Annotated in this window: 17 protein-coding genes and 1 riboswitch; of the genes, 7 read left to right on the plus strand and 10 right to left on the minus strand. The window is 73.2% G+C overall.

All coding sequences use genetic code 11. From position 1 onward, the window contains the following. Nucleotides 1–96: 96 nt before the first annotated feature. The 4 genes from AC6EXY_RS27220 to AC6EXY_RS27235 form a co-directional block, all read right to left on the minus strand. Nucleotides 97–264 carry a hypothetical protein gene (locus tag AC6EXY_RS27220; RefSeq protein WP_165818493.1) on the minus strand — a complete coding sequence of 56 codons (168 nt, stop codon included), beginning with the start codon at nucleotides 262–264 and terminating at the stop codon, nucleotides 97–99. Continuing rightward, complete coding sequence (locus AC6EXY_RS27225; protein WP_101833052.1) at nucleotides 261–1,127, minus strand: GNAT family N-acetyltransferase; 867 nt, start codon at nucleotides 1,125–1,127, stop codon at nucleotides 261–263. Before AC6EXY_RS27225 ends, AC6EXY_RS27220 begins: the two co-directional genes overlap by 4 nt. Next, on the minus strand, nucleotides 1,124–2,041 hold the full coding sequence (locus AC6EXY_RS27230) for an NADP-dependent oxidoreductase (RefSeq protein ID WP_101833053.1): 918 nt from the start codon (nucleotides 2,039–2,041) through the stop codon (nucleotides 1,124–1,126). The genes AC6EXY_RS27225 and AC6EXY_RS27230 overlap by 4 nt, the downstream gene beginning before the upstream one ends. Before the next feature lie 242 nt (nucleotides 2,042–2,283). Continuing rightward, nucleotides 2,284–2,931, minus strand: a complete 648-nt coding sequence (locus AC6EXY_RS27235; RefSeq protein ID WP_101833054.1) for a TetR/AcrR family transcriptional regulator — start codon at nucleotides 2,929–2,931, stop codon at nucleotides 2,284–2,286. Nucleotides 2,932–3,025: 94 nt separating this feature from the next. On the opposite strand from AC6EXY_RS27235, the gene AC6EXY_RS27240 reads away from it, so the two are divergent. Together AC6EXY_RS27240 and AC6EXY_RS27245 are read left to right on the plus strand one after the other, a co-directional pair. Then, nucleotides 3,026–4,045, plus strand: a complete 1,020-nt coding sequence (locus AC6EXY_RS27240; RefSeq protein ID WP_101833055.1) for an NAD-dependent epimerase/dehydratase family protein — start codon at nucleotides 3,026–3,028, stop codon at nucleotides 4,043–4,045. 557 nt (nucleotides 4,046–4,602) lie between these two features. Next, entirely contained in the window at nucleotides 4,603–5,643 is a 1,041-nt protein-coding gene (locus tag AC6EXY_RS27245) for a cation diffusion facilitator family transporter (protein WP_243407763.1), read from the plus strand. 280 nt (nucleotides 5,644–5,923) lie between these two features. Here AC6EXY_RS27245 and nhaA read toward each other — a convergent pair whose 3' ends face one another. After that, complete coding sequence (nhaA, locus tag AC6EXY_RS27250) at nucleotides 5,924–7,243, minus strand: Na+/H+ antiporter NhaA (protein WP_101833057.1); 1,320 nt, start codon at nucleotides 7,241–7,243, stop codon at nucleotides 5,924–5,926. A 402-nt stretch (nucleotides 7,244–7,645) separates the two neighbouring features. Between nhaA and AC6EXY_RS27255 the strand changes: the two genes are divergently transcribed. Beyond that, nucleotides 7,646–9,361: a glycoside hydrolase family 16 protein gene (locus AC6EXY_RS27255; protein ID WP_499842429.1), complete on the plus strand. Its 1,716-nt coding sequence runs from the start codon at nucleotides 7,646–7,648 to the stop codon at nucleotides 9,359–9,361. Here AC6EXY_RS27255 and AC6EXY_RS27260 read toward each other — a convergent pair. The 3 genes from AC6EXY_RS27260 to AC6EXY_RS27270 all read right to left on the minus strand — a co-directional run bounded on the left by AC6EXY_RS27260 (nucleotide 9,346) and on the right by AC6EXY_RS27270 (nucleotide 10,849). Beyond that, a complete protein-coding gene (locus tag AC6EXY_RS27260) occupies nucleotides 9,346–9,684 on the minus strand; it encodes a sensor histidine kinase (protein ID WP_101833060.1) in 339 nt (112 codons plus the stop codon). The genes AC6EXY_RS27255 and AC6EXY_RS27260 overlap by 16 nt on opposite strands. A gap of 44 nt (nucleotides 9,685–9,728) precedes the next feature. Then, nucleotides 9,729–10,112 carry a PPOX class F420-dependent oxidoreductase gene (locus AC6EXY_RS27265; RefSeq protein ID WP_101833061.1) on the minus strand — a complete coding sequence of 128 codons (384 nt, stop codon included), beginning with the start codon at nucleotides 10,110–10,112 and terminating at the stop codon, nucleotides 9,729–9,731. 62 nt (nucleotides 10,113–10,174) lie between these two features. Further along, nucleotides 10,175–10,849 (minus strand): MarR family winged helix-turn-helix transcriptional regulator, encoded by a 675-nt coding sequence (locus tag AC6EXY_RS27270; protein ID WP_243407764.1) that lies wholly within the window; start codon nucleotides 10,847–10,849, stop codon nucleotides 10,175–10,177. A 162-nt stretch (nucleotides 10,850–11,011) separates the two neighbouring features. On the opposite strand from AC6EXY_RS27270, the gene AC6EXY_RS27275 reads away from it, so the two are divergent. Continuing rightward, complete coding sequence (locus tag AC6EXY_RS27275) at nucleotides 11,012–11,233, plus strand: hypothetical protein (RefSeq protein WP_499818447.1); 222 nt, start codon at nucleotides 11,012–11,014, stop codon at nucleotides 11,231–11,233. Nucleotides 11,234–11,286: 53 nt separating this feature from the next. Here AC6EXY_RS27275 and AC6EXY_RS27280 read toward each other — a convergent pair whose 3' ends face one another. Continuing rightward, entirely contained in the window at nucleotides 11,287–12,132 is an 846-nt protein-coding gene (locus tag AC6EXY_RS27280; protein ID WP_499818448.1) for a TetR/AcrR family transcriptional regulator, read from the minus strand. A gap of 85 nt (nucleotides 12,133–12,217) precedes the next feature. On the opposite strand from AC6EXY_RS27280, the gene AC6EXY_RS27285 reads away from it, so the two are divergent. Then, entirely contained in the window at nucleotides 12,218–12,724 is a 507-nt protein-coding gene (locus tag AC6EXY_RS27285; protein ID WP_101833064.1) for a VOC family protein, read from the plus strand. Here AC6EXY_RS27285 and AC6EXY_RS27290 read toward each other — a convergent pair. Next, nucleotides 12,627–14,732, minus strand: coding sequence for a serine/threonine-protein kinase (locus tag AC6EXY_RS27290; RefSeq protein WP_165818496.1), 2,106 nt, complete (start codon nucleotides 14,730–14,732; stop codon nucleotides 12,627–12,629). The genes AC6EXY_RS27285 and AC6EXY_RS27290 overlap by 98 nt on opposite strands. A 360-nt stretch (nucleotides 14,733–15,092) precedes the next feature. Further along, nucleotides 15,093–15,290: riboswitch (cobalamin riboswitch) on the plus strand. 31 nt (nucleotides 15,291–15,321) lie between these two features. Between AC6EXY_RS27290 and bluB the strand changes: the two genes are divergently transcribed. Together bluB and AC6EXY_RS27300 are read left to right on the plus strand one after the other, a co-directional pair. Next, nucleotides 15,322–16,023, plus strand: a complete 702-nt coding sequence (gene bluB, locus AC6EXY_RS27295) for a 5,6-dimethylbenzimidazole synthase (RefSeq protein WP_101833066.1) — start codon at nucleotides 15,322–15,324, stop codon at nucleotides 16,021–16,023. Nucleotides 16,024–16,715: 692 nt separating this feature from the next. Continuing rightward, a partial coding sequence (locus tag AC6EXY_RS27300) for a serine/threonine-protein kinase (RefSeq protein ID WP_499842430.1) occupies nucleotides 16,716–18,546 on the plus strand: 1,831 nt, incomplete at its 3' end.

Consider the following 18,546-nt stretch of genomic DNA (forward strand, 5'->3'; position numbering starts at 1 on the left):
CCCTGACCTGGACCGGCTCGCCGACGAAGCCCCGGTCCAGGCGGCCGTCCTACGGCGGGCCGCCGAACTCGGGGGCTTCGTCAGCCGGGACGAGGTCTACCGGATCGGCGAGTACGGGGAGGAGCGCAGCCTGCGGGGCTTCACCCGCCCGGTGCGCCGCATCGTCGCGGCCTTCCGGGACCGCGGGCTGATCCCCGGCGGCGTCGACGACCTGCTCTCGGCCGAGTACGACGACGAGACGATCGGGCTCGCGACCGGCTTCACCGTCCCGCGCCCTGTTCTTCCCCTCGTGCTCGAGTGGGCGAATTCGGCTGCCGGGGAGGACTGATCACGGGACGGGCGCCGTCGGCGCGTGACGCGTCGCCGCCGTGGAGGCCGGCGAACGGGTTCGGGGCCGTCCCGTCGCCGCCCGGCACGCGCAGGGCGGTGAAGACGACCTCGCGGCGCAGCCGGAAGCCGAGCTGCTCGTAGAGGCGGATGGCGGTCGTGTTCGCCGCCGTGGCGTGCAGGAACGGCGTCTCGCCGCGGGCGCGGACGAGCGCGGTGACGGCGTGCACGAGCCGGGTGCCCAGGCCCTCGCCGCGGTGGGCGGGGTCGGTGCAGACGGCGCTGATCTCCGTCCAGCCGGGTGGGTGCATCCGTTCGCCGGCCATCGCGACGAGTTCGCCGCCGCGGCGGATGCCCAGGTAGGTGCCCAACGCGATGGTGCGGGGCAGGAACGGCCCGGGGCGGGTGCGCGCGACGAGCGCGAGGATGTCCGCGACGTCGTCCGGGCCGAGTACGACCGCCTCGGGATCGGGCCGGGCGGCGACGTCGTCCCCGACCATCTGGACGCCGGGGACGTGCCCGAGGGCCTCCCAGCCCGGCGGTGGCGTGCCGGTGAAGCCGGCGAGCGGCAGGAGCGCCCCCGGCCCGAGCAGCGCCGCCGCGTCGCGCCAGGTCTCGGCGTCGGGTTCGTCGGGCAGGGCGATGAACGGCGTGACGTCGGCGGGGTAGCGCAGGACGCTGCCACGGCGGATGGCGAGGTGCGCGTGCGGCCCCAGCAGGGCCGCCCGGGCCGGGTTGTCGAGCGGATGCGGCCCGCCGTCCCCGCCCGGTCCGCGGGGGGACGCGGCGTCCTCCCTCACGGAGCGACCTCGATCACGATCTTGCCCTGGGCGTGGCCGTCCTCGACCGCCCGCAGGGCGGCGCCCGCCTGGGAGAGCGGGTAGGTCGCGCTCACCCGCGGGTCCAGGACGCCGTCGACGGCGAGGCGGGCGAGCTCCGTGTAGACCCGACCGGAACGGTCACGCTCGACGCCCGCTCCGCCGAGTTTCGCCGCCGCGACCCGGTCCGCGGCCGTGATCAGCTTGCTCCGGTCGGCCAGCAACTCGGCGGCCTCCTCCAGCGCGGCACCGCCGACCAGGTCGTACACGGCGTCGACACCGTCCGGGGCCGCCGCGCGCAGCCGCTCGACCGTCCCCGGCCCGTAGGCGACATGCACGACGCCGAGGGACCCGACGAACTCCCGCTTGGCCTCGCTCGCCGTACCGAGGACGCGCAGCCCGCCATGCCGGGCGAGCTGGGCGACAGCGACCCCGACCCCGCCGCCGACACCGGTGACCAGCAGCGTGGCGCCGGGCGGCAGGGCGAGCTGGGCGAGACCGTCGTAGGCCGTCCCGCCCGCGACCGGCAGCGCCGCGGCGTCGGTGAACGACAGCGCCGCCGGCCTGCGCGCGGCGGCCGCGGCCGGCAGCAGGGTGAACTCGGCGTAGCCGCCCGTGCTGGGGTTGCCGAACACGTCGTCGCCGACGGCGAACCCGTCCACGCCCGGGCCAACCTCGACGACGGTGCCGGCGACCTCCAGCCCGAACACCATCGGGTAGGTGGTGGACATCCCGGGGATCCGGAAGCCGCCGCGCAGCTTCCAGTCCGCCGGGTTCACCCCGGCCGCGCGCACGGCGACCAGCAGCTCACCCTCGCCCGGCGTCGGCCGGGGAAGATCGGCGAACGCCTCCACCTCGGGCCCGCCGGCCGCCGTATAGACGTACGAGTTCGGCATCGCACCATCCCTTCACACGCGCGTGACACGGCGTCCGCCGGTCAGGGCGCACCACGTGCCACGGTCAGCGACAGGACGTGGACCGGCGGTGCGAACCCATCCAGGCGCAACAGCGCTCGCCGGGGTGAATATGCCGCCGCGCGAGATGGCTACTCGTCGTGATGGTTGGCCAGTTCACTCGCGTCGGAGGATGGTGGCTGCTGCGCTTCCGTTCGGCGTCCGCGGTGGTGTCGTGCCCGCAGCTAGGTTCGTGGTCGTCGCAGCAGTTCCTCGACGGTCGACGCGACCTGGCGGATCATGTCGTCGGCGGTTGTGCCGAGGGCGGCGCAGCGGGCCTCGACAGGGCCGTCGAGCCACAGCGTGACGTAGCCGACCGCCAGCGACCAGATCAGATGCACCATGGGCTCTGGGTCGCCGGGGGCGACGGCGCCTTCGTCCTGCGCGGCCTGGACGATCGACCGCAGCAGCTCGATCGGGCGAGCGCCGGCCGACGTCACCTCCGGGTGCGCGTCCGGCTCGGCGAGTTCGGGGCGCAGCATCACGCGCAGGTGTGCGGAGTGGTCGACGGCGAAGCTGGCGTAGGCGACGAGCAGTTCGCGCAGCGCGGCCACGGCGTCGGAGCTGACGGCTCGAGCGGTTTCGAGCCGGGTGAACAGCAGCTCGTGCCCGTCGACGACGATCGCCGCGATCAGCTCCGCCCGGTCGGCGAAGTGGTGATAGGGCGCGCCCGAGCTGACCCCGGCCTCCCGGGCCAGCCTGCGCAGGCTCAGCGCCCCGACGCCTTCAGCCTTCACCAGCTCCAGTCCCGCGGCGAGGAGCTGGCTGCGTAGCGCGCCGTGGTGGTAAGGCCGGCTGTCGACGTCGGGCTGCTGGTCGGCGCTCTGCCCCATGGCCGAAGTCTAACGGCTTGACCGATATCTAAGCACTGCTTAGTCTGCCATCTGAGCATCGCTTAGATATTCATGTCTACCACCGGAGCAGCCGATGTCCCGACCGCTGGCACTCGTCACCGGAGTGACTGGCTTCCTCGCCGGTCACTGCGCGATCGACCTGCTCGACCACGGCTTCGATGTCCGTGGCACGGTCCGAGACCTGTCTCGCGCGCCTGTCGACCATCTGCGAGCCGCCGCCGAACGCACCCATGGCCGCCTCGACCTGGTCGAGGCGTCACTCGACACCGACGCTGGATGGGACGCCGCCGCCGACGGCGTCACGGTGGTCGAGCACGTCGCTTCGCCCGCCCCCAAGTACCGACCCAAGGACGAAGCCGAGCTGATCCGCCCCGCCGTCGACGGCACCCTGCGCGTACTACGAGCCGCACGCCGCGCGCAGGTCCGCCGCGTCGCGCTGACGTCGTCCGTCGACGCCGTCCGCAGCGGGCACGACCTGTCCGACGGACGGGAACGCACCGAAGACGACTGGTCGGTCGTCGATCGCTGTGAGCCGTACGCCAAGAGCAAGACGCTCGCCGAACGGTCCGCCTGGGCCGAAGCCGAGCGGCTCGGAGTCGAACTCGTCACGCTCAACCCGAGCCTGGTCCTCGGCCCGACCCACAGCCCGAAGACCAACGTCTCGATCGACGTCGTCCAACAACTGCTCACCCGTCAGCTACCGGCCCTGCCCCGGCTCGGCTTCGCACCCGTCGATGCGCGCGACGTCGCCACCGCACACCGGCTCGCGCTCGAGACGCCACAGGCCGCCGGCCGCCGGTACATCCTGGCGACCGCCCCGATCTGGCTCGCGGACATCGCCGAGATCCTCGCCCAGGAATACGGTCCTCGCGGCTATCAGATCCCACGCAGGCCGATACCCAGCTGGGCGGTCCGGCTCGGCGCACACGTCAACCCGACCATGCGACTCGCGCTGCCGCTTCTCGACACACCCGCCGGCACCTCGTCCGCCCGGGCACGCGCCGAACTCGGCTGGACCACCCGCGACGTGCGGACCACCATCATCGAGACCGCCGAGTCCCTCCTCGCGACGGGCGCCGTCCCCAGGCGCTGAACACGCGGAAAGGAAAGACCGTCAAAACCGACACCGCAGCGCCCCACACCGGGGCGATCGGCCTGGACCGGCCATTGTTCCGAACCTCACCCGGCGCGGCCTCGTCCGCGCCGGGCAGCCGGTCGCAGCGAAAACGGCCAAGTAGCCGCCACCTCGTCGATGCCCGGCTGGCCAACAACGCCATCTGTGCGGCGCAGGCTGGCCAGCGGGATCCCTACACACGGCACTGACGCCAGCGCTCGAGCACGCGTCCTCGGCACCCGACGCCCTTCGACGGCAGATCCACCACCTCGAACACACCGTCGGCGCCGCACTGCTCCACACCGACGATCACGGGCGCTTCGCGTTCACACCCCGCGGCGAACACTTGGCCCGCGATGTCGAACCCGTCCTGCGTCTCCTCGATCGCAGCCGAACGAAGGCCGCGCCTACCCTTTGACAACGCACCCGTGCCGCGACGGGCAGCGGCCCCAGGTGCATGCACCGTCGGAGCAGGTGCGATGTGGTAGCAGATGCGACCAGGCCGCATTGATCGTTTTCGTCTATCGTCGCGAGACATGGACACCGGCCACCGGCATGCTCACGGCGGGCACACGCACGACGACGGGCATCACCATCACCCGGCCGGCCGGTGGGCCCGGCTTCGCCACCGCCTGTCCGAGCTTGCCGGGGGGCACAGTCACGACAGCGCTGACCAGATCGACGACGCGTTGGAAGCCGACACCACCGGCCGCCGCACCCTTCTGATCAGCCTGGCCGGTCTCGGCCTGACCGCGATCCTGCAAGCCATCGTGGTCGTGCTGTCCGGGTCAGTGGCGCTGCTCGGTGACACCCTGCACAACGTCGCCGACGCGCTCACCGCGATCCCACTGCTCCTCGCCTTCGCCCTCGCACGCCGCCCAGCCACCAGCCGGTTCACCTACGGCTACGGCCGCGCCGAAGACCTCGCCGGCCTCGCCGTCCTCGCGATGATCAGCCTGTCGAGTGTGCTCGCCGCCTGGGCCGCGATCGACCGCCTGCTCCACCCCCAGCAGATCCACCACCTCGCCGCGGTGGCAGCCGCCGGGCTGATCGGCTTCGTCGGCAACGAGACCGTCGCCCGCTACCGCATCCGCGTCGGCCACAAAATCGGCTCCGCCGCGCTCGTGGCCGACGGCCTGCATGCCCGCACCGACGGCTTCACCAGCCTCGCGGTCCTCCTCGGCGCCGCCGGCGTCGCCCTGGGCTGGCACTGGGCCGACCCCGCCATCGGCCTGGCGATCACCGCCGCGATCCTCGGGGTCCTACGCTCCGCCGCCCGCGTCGTCGGCGCCCGACTCATGGACGCCGTCGACCCCGACATGGTCGCCGAAGCCACCAGCACCCTGCTCCACACCGACGGCATCGAAACCGTCCGCGAACTGCGCCTACGCTGGATCGGCCACACCCTGCGCGCGGAAGCCGACGTCACCGTCGACGCGAACCTGACGCTCACCGCCGCCCACGACGTCGCGCATGCCGCCGAAGCCCACCTCCTACGCCACCTCCGCCGACTGTCCGCCGCCACCATCCACACCAGCCCCGCCCACCACCACACAACCGCAGCAACAGCGCCATAACCAGCATCACCGCTCACGGTCAGCGACGACCACACCCGATCGGGTCCCACCTGCGGCATCCCAGAACTGCTCAACTTCCCGACAGCACCCCCAGGGCTTCTGCTCAAATAGGCGCGGACTCCTCGTAGCTGAGCGCTGTGGCTGTTGGCCAGTAGATGGCCAACAGTCGGAATGGTTGGCCGGTTCACGGAAAGTGTCGGGTGGGTTGGAGGCGGTTCTGTTGCTGCCGTCAGCCGGGCCACGTTTCGGCATCCGGACGGACGGTGTGCCGTGGGTTGGTTCAGTCGACTGCCGGGCGGGTCAGGTCCTGGTAGACGTCGGGGATGCCGTCGTGGTCGCGGTCGGCGGTTTCTGCTTCGTGTATCCGTCGGTAGACACGGTTGCGGAGACGGAGCGCCACGGTGGCCAGCAGGGCGGCGGTCAAGGAACCGGTCAGGACAGCGATCTTGACATGATCGTCACGTGCGCTGCCGGTGCCGAAGGCCAGTTCACCGATGAGCAGGGAGACGGTGAATCCGATACCGGCCAGGACCGAAAGACCGAGGACGTCGACCCAGGCCAGCCCGTCGGCGAGGGTGGCGCGGGTGAAGCGGGCCACCAGGTAGGTGACGGCGATGATCCCCAGAGGCTTGCCGACGACGAGACCGAGCACGACGCCAAGGGCGGCGCGGTCGGTCAGGGCGTCGGTGAGTCCGCTCAGGCCGCCGAGGGTGACTCCGGCGGAGAAGAACGCGAAGATGGGCACCGCCACCCCGGCTGAGAGGGGTCGGAAGCGGTGCTCGAAGTGCTCGGCCAGTCCTGGTCCCGCGTCCGTCCGGCCGGTGCGGGTGCTGCGTTGCACGGGCACGGCGAAGCCCAGCAGCACGCCGGCGACGGTGGCGTGTACGCCGGAGGCGTGGACCAGCGTCCAGGTGACGGTGGCCAGGGGCAGCAGGAGCCACCATGAGCGCACTCGACGCTGCACCAGCACGGTGAACAGCGCCAGCGGCAGCAGCGCGCCCAGCAGCGGGCCGACCGAGAGGTGACGGGTGTAGACGACGGCGATGATGGCGATGGCGAGCAGGTCGTCGACCACCGCGAGGGTGAGCAGGAAGGTTCGCAGCGCGGATGGCAGGTGCCGGCCGATGACCGCCAGTACCGCCAGTGCGAAGGCGATGTCGGTGGCGGTCGGGATCGCCCAACCGCGTGCGGCGTCGCCGCCGAGGTTGACCAGGGTGTACAGCACGGCCGGGACGACGACGCCGCCGACGGCGGCGAGGACCGGGACCGCGGCGCGACGCGGGTCGCGGAGGTCTCCGGCGACGAACTCGCGTTTGAGTTCCAGCCCAGCGACGAAGAAGAAGATCGCCAGCAGGCCGTCGGCGGCCCACTGGGCCAAGGTGAGGTTCAGGTGCGCCCAGGCGGGGCCGACCTGGTAGGACAGCAGTGACTGGTAGGAGTCCGACCAGGGCGAGTTCGCCCACACGAGGGCCAGAACCGTGGCGGCGAGCAGCAGCCCGCCACCGATGGTCTCGCTGCGAAGGATCGCGGTGATCCGGCGGGTCTCGGGCCACGACCTGCGGTCGAACAGGCTGAACCGGCGAGGCGGGGTCTGGCTCACGACGGCGCTCCTCACCGAGGGGTCGGGTCACACACTGCCGACCAGACTTCCCGGCGCACCAAGGCCACCCTAGCCGCGACAGCATCATCATGCCCGCCATCGCGGTCGAACCGGCTGGTCACGCCCAGCACGGCCGATCCCCGACCAGCCCGTACCCGCCCTGCCGTGCCGGCGGGTACGGACGACAAGGACCGCCGAGTCTGATCAATCTGGCCAACCGCGACAGAAGACCGCCCACCGAAAGTGGCCAACAACAGCCGTCCCTCCAGCAGGAACTGGCCATCCTCGCGCGATCCCTACAGCGGCCGAGGACGGCCAGATCGTCCACGACGGTCACACAACGGGTGGTGAGGATGCGGTGAACGCGGATGCGTACCGTTCTGGACCTTCTACGATGCGTCCATGCTGCGACGTGGCGGTCGTCCGCCTCTGCGCCAGGCGAGTGCCGGGGTGGCACTGGCGTTCGCGCTGGCGATCGCGGTGGCTCCGGCCGCCGAGGCCACCTCCGACCACCCGTCCGGCTCCGCGCCCGCCCCCTCGGTCTCTCCCTCGCCCGCCTCGGCCGCCATCGCCTCGCCCGCTGCCTCGGTCGCCATCGCCTCGCCCGCTGCCTCGGTCGCTTCCGCGCCCAGCCCGGTGCCGGGTGCGTCCCCCGACGGCGCTGCTGTCGCCGCGCTGCCCGGCGCGTCCGCGACGGCGCCGCGGCTCACCCTGGTGCTGTTCCAGAAGGACGTGGTGCTCGTCGGCGGGCGGAACTTCCCGGTCGGGGCCGCGGTGCGCCTCGTCGCCGTCGGCGACGGCCTGGGCGCCGAGACGTCGGCCACGGCCGACGCCGACGGGCGTGTCGTCGTGGGCTTCCTGGTCCCGGGTGGCTACAGCGGTCCGGTCACGGTGACCGCCACCGCTTCCGCGCCGTCCAACGGCGCCTCACCCGCCAGCGCGACGCCACCGACCCCGACCCCTTCGCCCGCCTCGACCGCCACGCCCGCGCTCCCGACGCCCACCACCACGACGCCCGCCGGCCCGACGCCCCCCGGCCCGACACCCGCGAGTACGGCGGCCGCGAGTACAGCGGTCAGTGAGGGCGGAGGCCTCCTCACGGCGTCGGCGACCCTGTCCGTCACGGTGCCCACGGGCGCCGCGCAGGGCGCGGTCGTCTCCACGCCGCCCGGCGCGACGCCGCCCGCATCCCCGTCTCCGGGCGGGTCGGCGGCGGGCACGGCGCGACCGCCCGCGGCCAGCCCCGCACCGTCCGCCTCGCCGGCCACGGTCGCGTCAGGCGCGGGCTCGTCAGCGGCCGTGCCGCCGGCCGGACCGACGCCGTCCGGTCCGCCGGCCGGCGCGGGCTGGCGGCTCGTCTTCGGGGACGACTTCACCGGGACCGACCTCGACCGGACCCGCTGGCAGCTGTGCAACCCGAGTTTCCGCGCGCTGTGCCTGCCCTGGAACGACGAGAAGCAGGTGTTCAACACCGCGGCGACGAACAACCCGAACGTCACGGTCGCGGATGGCGCGCTGCACCTGACCGCGACCCGTGACGCCGACGGGCAGATCCGCTCCGGCATGGTGAGCACCGGGCCCTGGCCGGCGTCCTTTGGCACCCCGCCCGCCGGCTACCGCGGGTTCTCGTACACCTACGGCTACTACGAGGGGCGGGTGCGCATTCCCCGCGGCAACGGATTCTGGCCGTCGATGTGGGAACTGCCCGTCAGCAGCGGCCAGGGCGCGGCCGGCTGGCCCGACACGGGCGAGATGGACGTCTTCGAGATCCCGGGGAACAACCCGACCGAATATCACTTCACCGCGCACTGGGGTGGAGGCGGCGGTGCCTGCGGGCACCCCTGCTCACCGCAGCAGGCGACCATCTCCGACGCCTCCGCCGACTGGCACGTCTTCGGTCTCGACTGGGAGCCCGACGGCCTGACCTGGTACGTCGACGGCCAGAAGATGGGGCGTACCGTCACCGACCCGGGTGCGGTGAAGAACACCCCGTTCTTCGTCATCGCCAACCTCAGCGTCGGCGGAACCTGGAAGCCGCTGGGCGCCGGCGTGGACGCCAGCACGCCGTTCCCGGCCAGCATGGACATCGACTACCTGCGGGTCTACCAGCGATCCTGACGAGGTCGGGACGAGGTGGGACCGGGTGCGGGGTGCCGTGGACGTCGAGCCGATCGCCCGAAGCCTGCGGGTCGTGCCGATCGACTGACCGGCCGCGTCGAGGGACGGCGGACGACCGGCGGACGGCCGAGGCCCGGCGCGTCCGGGTCGCTCAGCCGAGGATGGTTGACGGTCGTGCCGTCGCCGGGCGCCGACTCGATGGCCAGCGTGCCGGCCACCCGGGTGACCCGGCGGCGCATCCCTGCCAGCCCGTACCGTCCCGCCGGGGACGGGGTGTCCGTCGCGAAGCCCGCGCCGTCGTCGGCGACGTCGAGGAGCAGCACGTCGTCGAGATAGCTCAGCGTCAGATGGCCTGGCAGGTGACCGACTACTGCCAGGAGGCGGAGTGCGGGGCGATGACGAGGACGACGCGGCGCGGGGCGTCGGGGAGGCCGTCGTAGGGCAGCTGGTAGCGGCGGGCGAGGACGTCGAAGAACGCGCCGTCAGGATCGGGCTCGATCGCCTCGACCTCGCCGCGCACCTCCAGATAGCGGTACGGCTGGTCGGGGTCGTGCACGGACAGGGCGACGCGCGGGTCGGCGACGGCGTTGCGCCCCTTCTGGCGGTCACTGGTCGTGGTCAGGCGCAGGTGGGTGCCGTCCCAGCGAAACCAGACCGGGTTCGACTGCAGGCGCCCGTCCGGTCGCAGCTGGGCCAGGTGGCCGAACAGCGGCCGTTCGAGCAGGTCGCGGTGGCTGTCGGGGATGGTCATGCGACTCCTCGGCCGTCGGGGGAGCGAACGACCGCGAGCCTATATCAAGGGCTTGATACGTATCAGAGGCTTGATATCGGCGTGGCGTCGGTCGCGGCGTAGGTGGACAGGACGGCCGTCGCCCGTGCGAGCAGCGTGCGCAGGGTGGCCAGCTCGGCGTCGGTGAAGGCGTCCGCGAGCCGGCGCTCGACGGCCACGGCCGCCGCGTCGGCGGCGCTCACCAGCTCCCGGCCGGCCTCGGTGAGCTGGGCGAGCTGGACCTTCGCGTGGACGGGCGAACCGCCGCGGGACACCAGCCCCCGACCCTCCAGGATCGCCAGCAGGCTCGCCATCGCCTGCGGTGTCACCCCGCAGCGCCGGGCCAGCTGCGCGCCGGACGTGCCCCCCTCCCGCGCCCGCGACAGCGACAGCATCGCCGCGTACTGGGGAACGGACAGGCCGAACGCCCGCAGTACACGGGTCTTCTCCCGCATGAGGGCCTGCTCGGCCTGCTTGATCGCCAGACCGGGCCGGCCGTCGGGATCGTCGACGAACGGATCCGCCGCCGACGGCGCCGCACTGGTCGTCCTGCTCGCCTCCTGCACCGCTCCAGCCTGCCACCGGCCTGGCAGCCGGGTCGCGCCCGCGGCGTCGCCAGCCGGACGGGCCGGTGCCCACCATGGCGTGCGACCGAGCGGCGGCCGGGCCTGGTGGAAGGCGCCGGGATCGGCTCGGGTCGGCGGAAAACGCGTCGACACCCACGCACATCGCCACTACCGTTACGTTCTGTGCATGTGATTGGGTCGCGCCGCCGGGGGCAGCCGCCTCCCCCCTGGGTGGTCTGGGAGGCGCTGACCACGCCGAACCGCGACCCCCGGCGGGTGTGGCTGATCCCTCACAGGGGCGAGGTCCCGCCCCGGGTGATCGAGGCGGACCGGCCGCACCTGGTCGTCTGGTCGTCGCTGTGGACCAACCGTCCGGGCTACGTCATCCGGTTCGACCTGGAGCCCGCGGGCCAGGGGACGAGTCTGCGCTGGACACTGCTGGCCCCGGACGAGCCCGCGCCCGAGGTCGTCGGCGGGCTGCGCTGGCGGATGAACGAGCTCATCAACGCGCGTCTGCGCTACTCCTTCGGCCAGTAGGCGGCGCCTGGCGCGCGAATCCGGGCCCGGGGCCCGGGTGAGCAGGGGGCCGTTCAGGTGGGTCGCGGAGCCGGTGGTGGCGGTGACGCGTGGGAAGGCGCATCGTCCGCGTACCGGGCGGTTGGCTGTGGAACGTCGCGCTCGACGAGGGTTGCCAGGCCGTCGAGGACGCGGGCCAGACCGAAGCGGTAGGCGTGGTCGGGATCGTGGGCGCTGCCGTGGGCCTCGCCGGCGGCGGCGCCCACCCGGCTGGCCAGGGGATAGCTTTGCTCGTCGAGCACTCGGGCGAGCAGGGGGCCGACCCGGGCCCACCAGCGGGCGTCGTCGCGCCCGTCCTGCTCGGCGGCGATCGTCGTCGCCTTCTGGTTCGCCGACCGCGCGTTCGCCTGCACGAAGGTCAGCAGGTAGGTCAGGCAGTCGTCCATCTCGACGTCGGTGAGGCCGAGGCCGTCGAGGGCGGACAGCTCGTGCTCGTACTTCGCCATGAGGCCGGGGCCCAGCGGCGGGCGCAGCGTGGAGACCTCGGCGGCCCACGGGTGTGTGCGGAACAGCTCCCGGTTCTCCTCCGCGACGGCAGCGAGCCGTTCCCGCCACCCCGCTCCCGCGGTGTCGGTGCGGGGCATCCGGGCGTAGACGGCGTCCAGCATGAGATCGAGCAGCTCGGCCTTGCCCGGCACGTAGGTGTAGAGGGTCATCGGCACCACGCCGAGCAGGCGCGCGAGTGCCCGCATGGTGACGGCGGCCAGCCCCTCGCGGTCGGCCAGCGCGACGGCCGCGTCGATCACGGTCGCGAGCGTCAGCCCGCGGGCCGGACCGCGGCGGGGGCCCGCGGGTGCCGTGCCCCACAGCAGTTCCAGGGTGCGTGCCGGGTCGCCGGCACTCGAACGTTCGTCGACCACCTGGTCATCATCGTCGACAGAACTCTGTACGATGTATCCTGTACGGCGTACGTCATTTTGGTCGATGGCTCTCGTGGGGGTTCATGTGAAGATCAGTTCGTCCGCGGTCTCGTTGAACGTCGACGACGTGGCGGCGTCGTCGGGCTTCCTCGCCCGGCATTTCGGGTTCACCGAGCGGATGGCGGCGGACGGCTTCGCCTCGCTGGCCCGCGACGACGCCGGGGTGAACGTCGTCTTCCTACGCCGCGGCCTGGCCACGCTGCCTGCCGACCAGCGTGAGGATCACGCGCGGGGCCTGATCCTCGCCTTCGTCGTCGAGGACCTGGAGGGCGAGCTCGCGCGGCTGCGGGCCGAGGGTGTGGCGATCACGATGCCGCTGACCGAGGAGGAGTGGGGGGAGCGGGCGTTCCAGGTCCGCGACCCCAACGGCGTCATCGTCCAGCTCGTCGACTGGAACGGGACGGGCGAACCGGCCGGGGATCCGGCGGCTCGGGTCAGTGGCGGTCGCAGGCGGGCTGGATTCCGATGCCGGCGTAGTAACGCGCGGCCTCGGGGGCGAGGGGGATCAGACAGTAGACCGAGCTGGTCGTGATGGCCCGGTTCGCCGTCTCGAAGTGCCGGCCGTCGGAGTCGTCGCCCCACAGGGCGCCCTCGAAGTCCGCGCGGTGCTCGACGAGATCGCGGGCCGTGAAGGCGACCAGAGCAGGGTCGGCGCTCTGGTTGACGACCAGGCCGTTCGGCGCGCCCACAGTGGGGACCTGTCCGACGCCGGGGTAGTCCCGCGATGTGATCGTCGCGGTCTCGTAGACGCCTCCCGCCACGAACCGGGTCCCGAGCAGGGGCCGGTAGTAGTCGTCCCAGTTACGCGCCATCGGGGCCAGATAGTCCGCCAGCGGCAGCATCCGCAGGCGAAGGCCGGCCCCGATCGCCCTGGTGATCTGCGGGGTCGGCGCGCCACCCGCCCACAGCACGGCGTCGATCCGCCCGGTGCGCAGGTCGTCCAGGCTGCTGTCGAGGCCCTTGGGCTCGATGGTGACCGGGCAGCTCAGGACGTTCCTGATCAGCACCTCGCCGATCTGCCGGCTGCCCGAGTTCAGCAGGCCGCTGGAGACGCGCCTGCCACACAGCTGCGCCGCGCTGGTGACGGGAGCATCCTCGCGCACCATCAGGTGGACCAGGTCGAGCCACAGCGGTCCCACGGTGCGCAGGGCGTCAAGCGGCTCGTTGTCGAACTGGTTGACGCCGAACCGCGCGTCCACCGTGGTGTTCAGCTGGCTGACCGCCATGACGCAGAGGGAGCTCGCGCCGTCCTGCAGACGGTTCAGGTTGTCCGCGGTGCCGTTGGTGGCCGCCACGTTCACGGTGGTGCCCGGATACCGGGCCTCGATGTGTCGTTTCAGCACGGTGCCGTAGTTGTAGTAGGGCGTGTTCGCCTGTCCCGTCTGGAGGGTGACGGTGGGACAGGCGCCCAGCCGCGCGCCCGCCTGCGGCTTGAGCGCGAGCCACAGGACGGCCGCGAGGACGGCGACGGCCGCGCCGGCGGCCGTCGCGACGAGCAGGCCGGCTCGCCGTGGCCTCGGCGGCGGGGACGCCGTGTCGGTGCCGGCGTCCCCGGTCCCGGCGTGCGTGCCGGGGGCGTCGGGCTGCCCGGCCGCGGCCGGTAGGCCCACGACGACGGTGGTCTCCCAGCCGCGCCGGGCCTCGGCGTCGCCGGCCCGCACCGGATCGGGTTCGTCGTCGCCGAGCAGGCTCGACAGCAGCTGCCGGGCGGTCGGCCGCCGCGCGGGATCCTTGTGCAGGGCCCGGGAGACGATCGGCTCGAGATCCGCCGGCAGCTCGCGCAGATCCGGCGGGTCGAAGCGCACCCGGGACGCCATGTCCGCGAAGCCCCCGTCCCCGAAGGGCGTGCGACCCGTCGCCGCGTAGACCACCACGCCGGCCCAGGCGAAGATGTCCGCGGCGTAGGTGATCTCGACCTGGCCTCCGTGCAGGGCGAGCTGCGCCTGCTCGGGAGCCATGAACGCGGGGGTGAGCCACTGGGGGACGGCCGGCTCGGTCCGGACGTCGCCGGTGTCCCGCCCGAGCAGGGCCGAGGCCACGCCGAAGTCGATGACCCGGGGTCCGTGCAGCGCGAGCAGGACGTTTCCGGGCTTGAGATCGCGATGCACGATGCCGGCGTGGTGAATGGCGCGCAACGCGGTCGCGACGCCGATCGCGAACCGCTTCGTGTCGTTTCCCGACAGCGTCTCGCCCTCGGTCACCTGGCGGCGCAGGTCCGGCCCGTCGACGTACTCCGTGGCGAGAAAGGGAGTGTCCCCGGTGCTGACGTCGATCACGGCGGCGGTGCAGAACGGGTCGACCCGCTGCGCGTTCCGGATCTCCCGAAGGAATCGGTCCCGGAAACCGGGGTCGGCGACGTATTCAGCCCGGATGACCTTCACCGCCACGGGTGTGCCGCGGCTGGTGACGGCGTAGTAGACGGTCCCCATCCCGCCTTCGCCGAGGACCCGCAGCACCTCGTACTCCCCGATCCACCTCGGATCGAACGGCCGCAGGGGCTCGCCGGGGAGCAGCGGCGCCGGGAAGGACGGCTCGCTCATCCCTGCTGCCCGCACGAAAAGTGACATTTCCACCGGGTGCGGAATGGCTGGCCAGGGCGTGGCTGACGCGGGGTCGCCGGAGAGGTCCGCATCGGGCGGTCGGCGCTGCAGGGCCGCCGGGTATCCCCGGCCTGACGTTCGGATACCCGCGTGCCGATGCCTGTCACCATTCTCCCCGACGCCTTGTTCCCCACCAGGACGCGACCGGATCGTGCCCCTGCCGGGACGTCCAGCGTGGGCCATGACCATACCGGAGAGAAAAGCCCGTCACGAGGAGGCCGGCCGCCACCCGGGATTTCGCGAGGCGCCGGAATGCGGGTGGTGGGGCCGGCGCGGGTGATCGGAGGGTACGGTGCTGGGTGGCGATGTTCGCGGGGTGCCCCGGGTGACCGGGGAGAATCGGGAAGCCGGTGGGAGTCCGGCACGGGCCCGCCGCGGTGACCGGGGAGTCGCCGTCCACGCGCGCACGCGCGGCCACTGGGCCTGACCGGCCTGGGAAGGCGGACGGTACGACGTCGATCCGGAAGTCCGAAGACCGGCCCCGCCTCGACGCCGCCCGTCCAGGGCGGCCCGACAGCGGGAGCCTGCCATGCCCGTCCACCATGATCTGGATGACCACCTGCGGCGTGCCGCGCTGTACGAGCTGGTACACCGCCGCCGGGATGTGCGCGGCGAGTTCACCGGCGCGCCGGTCGCGGCCGAGGTGCTCACCCGCATCCTCGCCGCCGCGCACGCCGCGCCGAGTGTGGGGCTCAGCCAGCCCTGGGACTTCGTCCAGATCATCGACGGCGGGACCCGGCGAGCCTTCCACCGTCACGTCCAGCGGGAACGGGCGGTGTTCGCGGACACGTTGACGGGGGAACGGGCCGAGCGGTTCGCCCGGATCCGCATCGACGGGGTGCTCACGTCGTCCCTGTCGCTGGTCGTGACCTATGACCCGGCGCGCGGCGGGCCGGCGGTGCTCGGCCGGCACGCCATCGCCGACGCGGGCCTGTACTCCGTGTGCCTGGCGGTGCAGAACCTGTGGCTCGCCGCGACCGCCGAGGGGCTCGGCGTGGGCTGGGTGTCGTTCTACCGGGAGGAGTTCGTGCGGGACCTGCTCGGCATCCCGGCCGGGATCCGACCGGTCGCCTGGCTGTGCCTCGGGCCGGTGACGCGGCTCGCCGCTCGGCCCGACCTGGAACGGCATGGATGGGCCCGGCGCCGCCCGCTGGCCGACGTCGTGCACGCCGAGCGGTGGGGGGCACGCGGCGAACCGGCATCGGCGGGGACGGCCTGCGGCCGGGACTGACCCGGAGGTGGGACGCCCGGTCGGGCGGCGCGCGGCCTGATCGGGCGCGCCCGGCCGGGCGGCGACGAGCGCGGACGCGCCGTGTGGCGGGCGGGCGCACCGCATGGGCGGGCCGCGTCAGTGCAGGGCGACGGCCGTGCGGGCGCGCCGCATTCCCGACGGGGGCGGGCGCCGCCATCCCCCGGTGAGCAGAACCATAGTCGCGCCGGTCCGCGCGCCCGCGTGCGTGCTGCATTCTGGCCTCGGACATCGACGGCCGATCCGCCCGGCGGCAGCGCCGAACCGGAGTTACCCGGCAGGGTGATGCCAGGCCATCTGGCGGAGTCGGCGCGGGAGAGGGGACGCGGGCGCGAAATGTGGGGAGAGGGAGAATCCGCCGCGCGCCGGTGAGAACGCGCCGCGCGCCGGTGAGGTCATGTCACGCGCTGACGGGGAGGCTGGCCGGTGGGACGGGAATCGGGTCCGGGTCGCGGGACATCCCCGCGGGGCGGCGGCATGTCCGACGGCCGGCCAGGGACGGCGCCGGTGGGGTGACGGGGCGGCGGGGCGGGTGGTGCCCGGCCGGGGGTCCCCGTCGATCGATCTGGATCTCCGCAGCGAACTGGAACTCCACAGCGAAGTGGTGATGGCACCGAGTGGTTAGAAAGCTGGGAAGTTCCTACATCCTGGAATCCCGGGTCGGTCGGGGTGGCATGGGTGAGGTGTGGCGCGGGCGCGACGAGGCGGGAAACGTCCTCGCCTTCAAGCTCCTGCTGCCGCACTTCACGGCCGACCCCGGGGTGGTGGCCCGCTTCATGCGCGAGCGGGCCATTCTCATCCGCGTCCAGTCGCCCTTTGTCGTGGCCATTCACGACCTGGTCGCCGAGCGCGGCGACCTGGCCATCGTGATGGAGTTCGTCGAAGGCTCCGACCTGCGCCACGAACTGCACCGCCGCCGCACGCTGCCTCCCGCGGAGGCCGTCTCCCTCGTCGTCGACGTGCTCGCCGGCCTGGGCACCGCCCACCGGCTGGGGATCGTGCACCGCGACCTCAAGCCGGAGAACGTGCTGCTCGACCGCCGTGACGGCCGCACGCGGCCGAAGGTCTCTGACTTCGGCGTCGCCGGTCTGATGGCCTCCGCGACCCGGCTGACGGTGCCGGGCGGCATGCTCGGCACCCCGCTGTACATGGCGCCCGAGAGCGTCGACGGTGGCCCGGTCGGGCCGGCCGCGGACGTGTACGCGGCCGGCACGATGCTCTACGAGATGCTCTGCGGCGTCGCGCCGTTCGCCGGGCGGGAGATGCTGTCCATCCTGCGCGCGCACGCCGACCTCGTGCCCGGCCGACCCCCGGGGGTGCCCGATGCGCTGTGGTCGGTGCTCGCCGCGATGCTCGCCAAGGACCCCGCCGCCCGCCCCGGCGCGGACCGTCTGCGCGCCCTGCTGCCCGGGCTCGTGGGGCTGCCCGCGAGTCGCGCGCTCGGCGACCCGCCGGCGTCGGCGCGGCTGCCGGGCGCGAGCGGAGGCGCGGCGACGGTGCGGGTGCGAGGGCGCGCGGATCCCGCGGGCCTCGCCGGATCGTCGGCGACCGCCCGGCTGGGCCAGCCGGGAGAGGCGGCGGCCGCCGTCATGACGCCCCTGCCGGGCGACTGGCCCGGCGGAGACTCCCTCGGCGCCGCCCCCGCCTTCCCGGCGGACGCCGTCACCGCGGTCGTACTGGCGGCGACCGGCGGTCCGTCCGACGCGGACCGTGCCCCGTCCGGCGCCGCGCCCATGGAGGGGGAGGACGGGGAGGCGGTCGCCCTGCCGTCGGCGCGGCAACCGACTTCGCCCCCCGCCCCCGCGGACGGTGGGGACGATCCGGTGACGACCCCGGTGCCCCTGGCATTGGCGGCCCCGATGCCGTCAGCGCCGGCGTCATCGTCGGCATCCGGGGTGTCGTCGGCATCCAGGGTGTCGTCGGAGCCCGGGGTGTCGTCGGAGCCCGGGACGTCGTCGGCATCTGGTTCGCCATCGGCATCTGGCCAGTCGCCCGCGTCGGTGCCGGCTCCGCCCTCGACGCCAGGCGTGGCGGCATCCGGTGCTCGGGGCGGGCCGGACCCGCGCACACGGGCGGACGACCCGCGGCGCCCGGACGCGGCCGGGACGGATGTCCACGGGCAGGCGGCCGATGCCCGCGGGTCGGGGGAACCGGGCAACGGACAGGCGGAGGACGGACAGGCGGAGGACAGCGAGGACGCCGCCGACCCGAATCCCACGGTCATCGTCGAGACGGCGGTGGTCAGGAACGCCCTCGCCAAGGGCGACACGAGGCCCCGCGACCGGGCGCGTGTCCTCGCCGTCGCGGTCGGCCTGCTGCTCGTGCTGGGAGTCGCGGTCGCCGTGGCGGCGGTGCGCCCCGGCGGCCGTCCGGCTCCGGTGCCCGCCCCGGCCGCGCGGGTCAGCGCGACCGGCACAGCGGCCACCAGATCGGAAGAGCGGCGTGGAGGGAAAGAGTGTCTGCTAGCGGGGTGTGGGCGGGGGTCGCGGTGTCGGTGGAACAGTG

It is taken from the genome of Frankia sp. RB5, from assembly GCF_059816245.1.

Bases quoted from the DNA above. Each gene is read 5' to 3' on its own strand.
- AC6EXY_RS27245 (WP_243407763.1), top strand. From the start codon at position 4,603: ATGGACACCGGCCACCGGCATGCTCACGGCGGGCACACGCACGACGAC.
- AC6EXY_RS27230 (WP_101833053.1), bottom strand. From the start codon at position 2,041: ATGCCGAACTCGTACGTCTATACGGCGGCCGGCGGGCCCGAGGTGGAG.
- AC6EXY_RS27265 (WP_101833061.1), bottom strand. From the start codon at position 10,112: ATGACCATCCCCGACAGCCACCGCGACCTGCTCGAACGGCCGCTGTTC.
- AC6EXY_RS27290 (WP_165818496.1), bottom strand. From the start codon at position 14,732: ATGAGCGAGCCGTCCTTCCCGGCGCCGCTGCTCCCCGGCGAGCCCCTG.
- AC6EXY_RS27240 (WP_101833055.1), top strand. From the start codon at position 3,026: ATGTCCCGACCGCTGGCACTCGTCACCGGAGTGACTGGCTTCCTCGCC.
- AC6EXY_RS27255 (WP_499842429.1), top strand. From the start codon at position 7,646: ATGCTGCGACGTGGCGGTCGTCCGCCTCTGCGCCAGGCGAGTGCCGGG.
- bluB (WP_101833066.1), top strand. From the start codon at position 15,322: ATGCCCGTCCACCATGATCTGGATGACCACCTGCGGCGTGCCGCGCTG.
- AC6EXY_RS27235 (WP_101833054.1), bottom strand. From the start codon at position 2,931: ATGGGGCAGAGCGCCGACCAGCAGCCCGACGTCGACAGCCGGCCTTAC.